Here is a 6,134-nt window from a genome sequence, read left to right as displayed (position 1 = left end):
CTCATCCTGAATTGTAGCAGGGGTCCACACTGATTTGAACTACATTTCCCGATGCTACATCAGGATTTTTCCCAGTGAAGCTGATTACTTTGCCTCCAGGCAATACAGGTTTCGAAATGTTCGCAGAAACATCCGGCCATTGGCGACGACGACGGTCGCATGGCTGGGGTCATTGAGTTCGACTTTCCCATAAGATTTAAAAGTGGGAGAAGCATCGATCATGGCGACTTCACCTGTTTCACTCATGCAGTACAGAATTCCGTTGATGCAGACGGGGGAGCTGCTATATCCGCCATCGACTCTTTCTGTCCAGACATTTTTCTGGGTAGCCAGATCGACACAACTGACAACGCCGCCATCTCCCCAAAGATAGAGGTGTCCTTCATACACAATTGGTGTCGGGACGTAAGGCAGTTTTGTGGATCGTTTGTATTTGATGTGCGTTTCAGAAACATTGCCGGAACCTGTTGGATCGACGCCGATTAATAGCTTCCCGTTGCCGCCCCCGCCGCAGGTGGCAAAAATCAGGCCTTCACCATAGACGGGCGAAGACACGGTTCTCATCGGAAATTCCCCAGTAGTCCAGTTAACTTTCCCTGTTTCCGGATCGAGACTGCTGACACCGGTTGCACCGCTGACGCAAATCAACTGGGGATTGGTATTGGGATGATTAATGATAATCGGCGTAGCGTAGGATGTTCTGCGGACCGTTCGATCCGCCTGCCAGACCGGTTTTCCCGTCAGTTTGTTAAAGGCGCTCACTGAACTGGGGCCTTGCTGGTCATTTGCGGCGATGACCAGATCTTTATAGATGATGGGAGAACTGCCATGGCCGTGCTGGCTGGTGAACGGCCCCAGATTCTGCTCCCAGATTTTATTACCTTTGATATCGTAGCCAACCAGCATATAAGATTCTTCATCGGCAAACTCGACAAAAACATGTTCCCCGTCAGTGGCAGGCGTACTGGAAGCCCAGCTGCCTTTTCTGTGTTTGTGACTCTTTTTTAACTGCATTTCGCGGCGCCATTTTTCTTCGCCGGTCTTCGGATCAATGCAGAAAAGGTAGCGGTTTTCTCCTTCACCAATGGCGGAGGTCACAAACAGATTGTCTCCCCAGATGGAAGGCGAAGAGTGCCCTAATCCAGGCAGCTCTTTTTTCCAGGCATAATCTTTTTCGGTCCATTTCAGAGGAAAACCTTTTTCGCTGGAGATCCCGGCACCGCCTATCCCGCGGAATCGAGGCCAATTCTCGGCTTGTAATGCTGTCAGGGTGGAGAGCGAGAGGCAAATACCGAGGAGAATCCGCAGGGTGGGGGTGAAAACGCGGACGAAAAGTAATCTATGCATGGAAGAATCTCTTTTACAGGCAGGATGTTATTCAGATTTCACTAGTTTAGCTTGACGAATTTTATGTTCTGGTGCAAGTTAATTGAATATAATAATTATTGGGGTTATCGTAAGTAAATAGAGTGTCTTGATTTCGGCTTAGTTTGTGGGGGCGGGTATGCGGGTGTCTCCACCGTTTGTCTGGTAAGATCAGGCTCATTGATTTTCAACAGTGCATCATTTCCTGCGGTATAATCTACATCATCTATGCAAAAATCTGATCAACAAAATTCAAACGGCGCATCATCGGTGGCTTACCTGATTGTTCAGGAGTTAGACGAGCGGGGCAAAGTCTATCGACTGGTGGATCGTCAGGTCACGACGATGGGGCGTGCCCCCACGAATCGGATTGTACTGGACGATGAGGTCTGCAGTCGGAATCATTGTGAGATTTTTTACAGCGATTCCTCGTGGGTCATTCGCGATCTGGGAAGCCGCAACGGAACACTCGTGCAGGGTGTCGCCATTACGCAGGATCAGGAACTGCTGGAAGGAAATGTGATTGAAATCGGAGACAGTGAGGCGATCTTTACGTTTGATGTCTCTCGTTTTTCGTCACGACCGACGTCTGCAGGTTCCAGCGAAGAGCTGGAAAGTGAGACGATCGGAGTCGGTCAGCAGTCCAGTTGGGAAGAGTTTAACGTCCCCGAAATCATCCAGCGCAAAAGTCACACCCGGTTTCATACACCGCTTCCCCCGTCATCCCTCGACCGGGATCGCACGAGCCGTGAGTTAGGGCGTTTGTATCGTCTCGCCCTGGATATGGGGAATACCCAATCAGAACAGGAACTCTCGCAGATTGTTTTAAATGGCCTGTTTGAAGGGACCAGTGCTGATATCGGGGCCATCTTGTACTTTGATCCTTCGCTGCAGCAGCCTCGCAAACCGGAAAACCTGAAAGTGATTGCCTTTCAGTCTGTGGATGAACTTCCCTACCAGAAGCCGTCCCATTTTCTGTCCGAGATGGTGTTCAGTGAGGGAGATGCCATTCTGGCACACAATATTGCTGATGACAGTAAACTTTCTACCAGAGACAGTCTGGGAAAGATTCACGCGCAGAGCGTGATCTGTGCGCCTCTCCGCAACAATAAGCAGGGTGTTACCGGGCTGATTCACCTTTATTCCACCAATCCTGATAACCCGTTGGATTCTGACGACCTGGAATTCACACTGGCTCTGGCAGATCAGTTGGCAATTTCCTTTCAAAATCTGAATGAGAAAAAGAAGCTGTCTGACGGTCTGGCCCGTATGGAAGGAGAGAATAAGGCTCTGCGCGAGCAGTTGGAGCTGGAGAGCGAGCTGGTCGGCAATAGTCCCAGCATGATTGCAATGAAGCAGCAGATTCTGCGCATTGCACCGACCGATGCCAGTGTGCTGATACGCGGTGAGAGTGGGGTTGGTAAGGAACTGGTAGCGCGTGCAATTCACTTCAACAGCCATCGCAAAAAACATCCATTTGTCTGTATGAACTGTGCCGCTCTGAGTGAAGGGCTCCTGGAAAGTGAACTGTTTGGTCATGAGCGGGGAGCCTTTACAGGAGCGACAAGCCAGAAGCCCGGAAAATTTGAGCAGGCTCATCAGGGAACGCTGTTCCTGGATGAAGTCGGGGAGATGTCTCTGGGCATTCAGGCGAAGTTTCTGCGCGTGCTGGAAGGGCATGCGTTTGAACGGGTCGGTGGCAGTGCTACGATTAAAGTTGATGTCCGTGTTGTTGCTGCCACCAACCGTGACATGGAAAAGGCAGTCGCGAAGGGCAATTTTCGCCAGGATTTATACTTTCGTCTGCATGTGGTTGAGGTGAGTGTTGATCCGTTACGCGTTCGGTCTGATGATATCCTGTTGTTGGCAAATTATTTTCTCAATCGGTTTATCACCAAAACGGGTCGTCCCATTCGTGGGTTTACCCAGGAAGCGAAAGATCTGCTGGAGACGTATCATTGGCCTGGAAACGTTCGCGAACTGCAGAATACGATCGAACGGGCTTTTATTTTATGCACAGGCGATATCATTGATGCTTCCGATATTCAGCTCTCTGCAGTGGGAATGGGCAGCGATCCTCAGTGTGTATTGCCCCCCGCCAATCTCGGGTTTCGGGATGTTCCTCTGGATGTCGTGGAGCAGGAGCATATTCTGGCTGTTTTGAACAATACGAACTGGAATAAATCGCGGTCTGCGCAAATTCTGGGAATCGAACGGTCTACTCTGGATCGTAAACTGAAACGTTATGGCATCCATCGTCCCTGATGTTTCAGTTGCATCACGCAATTTATTGCAGAGTGCTGAATGCGATTTAGAGTCATCAAAACCTGGTTTTTCTCTGAAATTCCCATAAATTGACCCGAATAGATGCCTTTCACCGCAGAGTTGTGGGTTTAGTACCTGTTCAAGAATTCGATTTCAAAGTAGTTTGCAAAAATGTCAAAAATCTTGTTGACATTTTATCATAAAAACTCAAGAATTGTCCTAGAAACAGGGGATACCTATTAGGTGTCCTTGATTGCAGTTTTAAATTGCAGCCCTAAAACCTGGGATGTTTTTTAACCACTAAAATTTAGAAGAGTTTCCCACCTGAAAAAACTTCCCACACCCTTGGAGGGTGTTGCTTTGAAATCTCCCAAATAACGCAATGGATGCGTACGCTACGAGCGATTGAATTTCTCGGTTTGGTTTGAGATGACTGATTGTTTTGTTCCACGTAGAAGGTGTGTCCATTCATATGGTATGAGTGGAAGGCTTGGATTTAGTATTGTTGTTGGAGAAAGAAGAAGAGAATGTCGGCATTTTTGATGAGTTCGAGTGGCGTTGATAACCTTTCATGCGAACTTGAAGATGACCAGTCGCTGGTTTGCTACGAAGATGGTGAATACCAGGAGTTTTCTGACGATGGGTATGATCCAAACTTTGATGCATTATTTGGCGAAGAGGAGTACCGAGAAATGGGAATCAATCCTGATGAAGCAACTCAGGCAAAGCCCGGTTCAGAACAAAAAGTTCTGATGCTGGCTGCCCGTTATGCTGCCGGTCTACCTCTCTGGAATAACAGTGATTGCTATGATCACGGTCCGGGAGAGAATCTGCTGCAAGGGCTTCTTGCTTAAATCCATCGACCTCGCTGCGTCTTTTCACCAGGCGAGTCAGCTGTTTTTTATATTAAAGGGTCTTTAGACGTCTGTCTGAAGACCCTTTTCTTGCGCCTGGAGATTTCTCTATCTGGTTGAATCGGGTTCTTGTCCACAGAGTGTACGTGGAGCGATAATACAATGCAAAAAACGGTATGTCTTATCCTGTTCATAATTATCGCTCTGGTCTGCCAATCTGCATTCGCGGATGAGCCGGCAAACAAGGTCCGAGACGATCTGGCAACAGCATTTGTCAACCAATTGGTGCAGGGGGAGTTTGAGAAAGCAGTCAAACCTTTTGATGCGGTGATGGCCAAAGCGCTTCCCGCAGAGAAATTAAAGGTGATCTGGAACGGGCTTGTCAGTCAATATGGCAGCTTTCAAGAGATTACGGAAACGAGAACAGAGGCTCTCAAGCAGTATCAGATTGTATTTGTCACCTGTCAGTTTGAGCACGGGAAGCTCGATGCCAAGCTTGTCTTCACCGCAGAGAATGCAATTGCAGGCCTTTTTATCGTAACATCGGGCGCATATCACGCTCCAGACTATGTCAATCCGGTGGCGTTCAAGGAAGTAGAAGTAGTGATTGGTAAGGGGCTCTGGTCACTTCCCGGAACGCTTTCGTTACCTGCAGGTGACATGCGGGTACCGGCGGTAGTCCTGGTGCATGGCTCAGGTCCGCAGGATCGGGATGAGACCATCGGCCCTAATAAGCCCTTTCGGGATCTGGCACAAGGGCTTGCCTCGCAGGGGATTGCCGTTCTACGGTATGAGAAACGGACCAGACATCACCGTCTCAAAATGACCCTGCTCTCCGGTGGGATGACAGTCAAAGAGGAAACCGTAGATGACGTTGTGGCTGCGGTTGAGTCTCTGACGCAGCAGCCACGGATTAACGGCGATCGTATCTTTGTCCTGGGGCATAGTCTGGGAGGGAATCTGCTGCCACGGATTGGAGCTGCCTCAGGCAAAATCGCAGGTTTTATCAGCCTCGCCGGCTCGGTACGGCCTCTGGAAGATCTTGTGCTGGATCAAGTGAAATATCTGCTCTCTCTGGACGGAAGCATCACGGCTGAGGAGCAACAGCAGATTGAGGTGATCGAAAAACAGGTGGAAATGGTGAAATCACCAGAACTGTCAGAAGGGATCGCTGCAACGGAATTGCCCCTGGGAGTTCCTTCAAAATACTGGCTTGATCTTCGTGGTTATGACCCCGCCCAAAGTGCAAAAACGCTGAATAAGCCGTTTCTGATTTTACAGGGCGAACGGGATTACCAGGTGACTATGGTTGATTTTCAGAAATGGAAACAGGCATTGGGTAGCCGGGATGATGTTACGCTGATTTCCTATCCCGGTCTGAATCACCTTTTCATGACCGGAGTGGGGAAAAGTGCTCCCGCTGAATATACGGCACCTGGCAACGTGGCAAACGTCGTTGTGGCGGACATTGCAAAATGGATCATGTCCCAGAAATAGGTCATACCTTGTCAGTTCTCTCGGGTATTCGTTCCAGTAAGGCTGGGTGTGAAACTACCTGTGTTTTCTATTTTAACTTTTGTCAAGCAGGCCGGCTATGTGTAACCGGCCCACGAAATACACCTTGACGTGTATTGTATTCTGAATGTGTTT

At 49.0% G+C, this 6,134-nt stretch carries 4 protein-coding genes; 3 read left to right on the top strand and 1 reads right to left on the bottom strand.

Features of this window, described 5'->3' with window-relative positions; genetic code table 11:
- Positions 1-84: 84 nt before the first annotated feature.
- A complete protein-coding gene (locus Q0294_RS21990; RefSeq protein ID WP_299469741.1) occupies positions 85-1,347 on the bottom strand; it encodes a PQQ-like beta-propeller repeat protein in 1,263 nt (420 codons plus the stop codon).
- 288 nt (positions 1,348-1,635) lie between these two features.
- Between Q0294_RS21990 and Q0294_RS21985 the strand changes: the two genes are divergently transcribed.
- The 3 genes from Q0294_RS21985 (at position 1,636) to Q0294_RS21975 (ending at position 5,981) form a co-directional block, all read left to right on the top strand.
- A complete protein-coding gene (locus Q0294_RS21985) occupies positions 1,636-3,630 on the top strand; it encodes a sigma 54-interacting transcriptional regulator (RefSeq protein ID WP_299469739.1) in 1,995 nt (664 codons plus the stop codon).
- Positions 3,631-4,157: 527 nt separating this feature from the next.
- On the top strand, positions 4,158-4,484 hold the full coding sequence (locus tag Q0294_RS21980) for a hypothetical protein (RefSeq protein ID WP_299469737.1): 327 nt from the start codon (positions 4,158-4,160) through the stop codon (positions 4,482-4,484).
- A 162-nt stretch (positions 4,485-4,646) separates the two neighbouring features.
- Positions 4,647-5,981 carry an alpha/beta fold hydrolase gene (locus Q0294_RS21975; protein ID WP_299469735.1) on the top strand — a complete coding sequence of 445 codons (1,335 nt, stop codon included), beginning with the start codon at positions 4,647-4,649 and terminating at the stop codon, positions 5,979-5,981.
- Positions 5,982-6,134 lie beyond the last annotated feature (153 nt).

This window comes from uncultured Gimesia sp., from assembly GCF_937919775.1.
Lineage (GTDB): Bacteria > Planctomycetota > Planctomycetia > Planctomycetales > Planctomycetaceae > Gimesia.
Note: the sequence above shows the minus strand (reverse complement) of the source record. Positions and strands in the feature narration are given on the sequence as shown.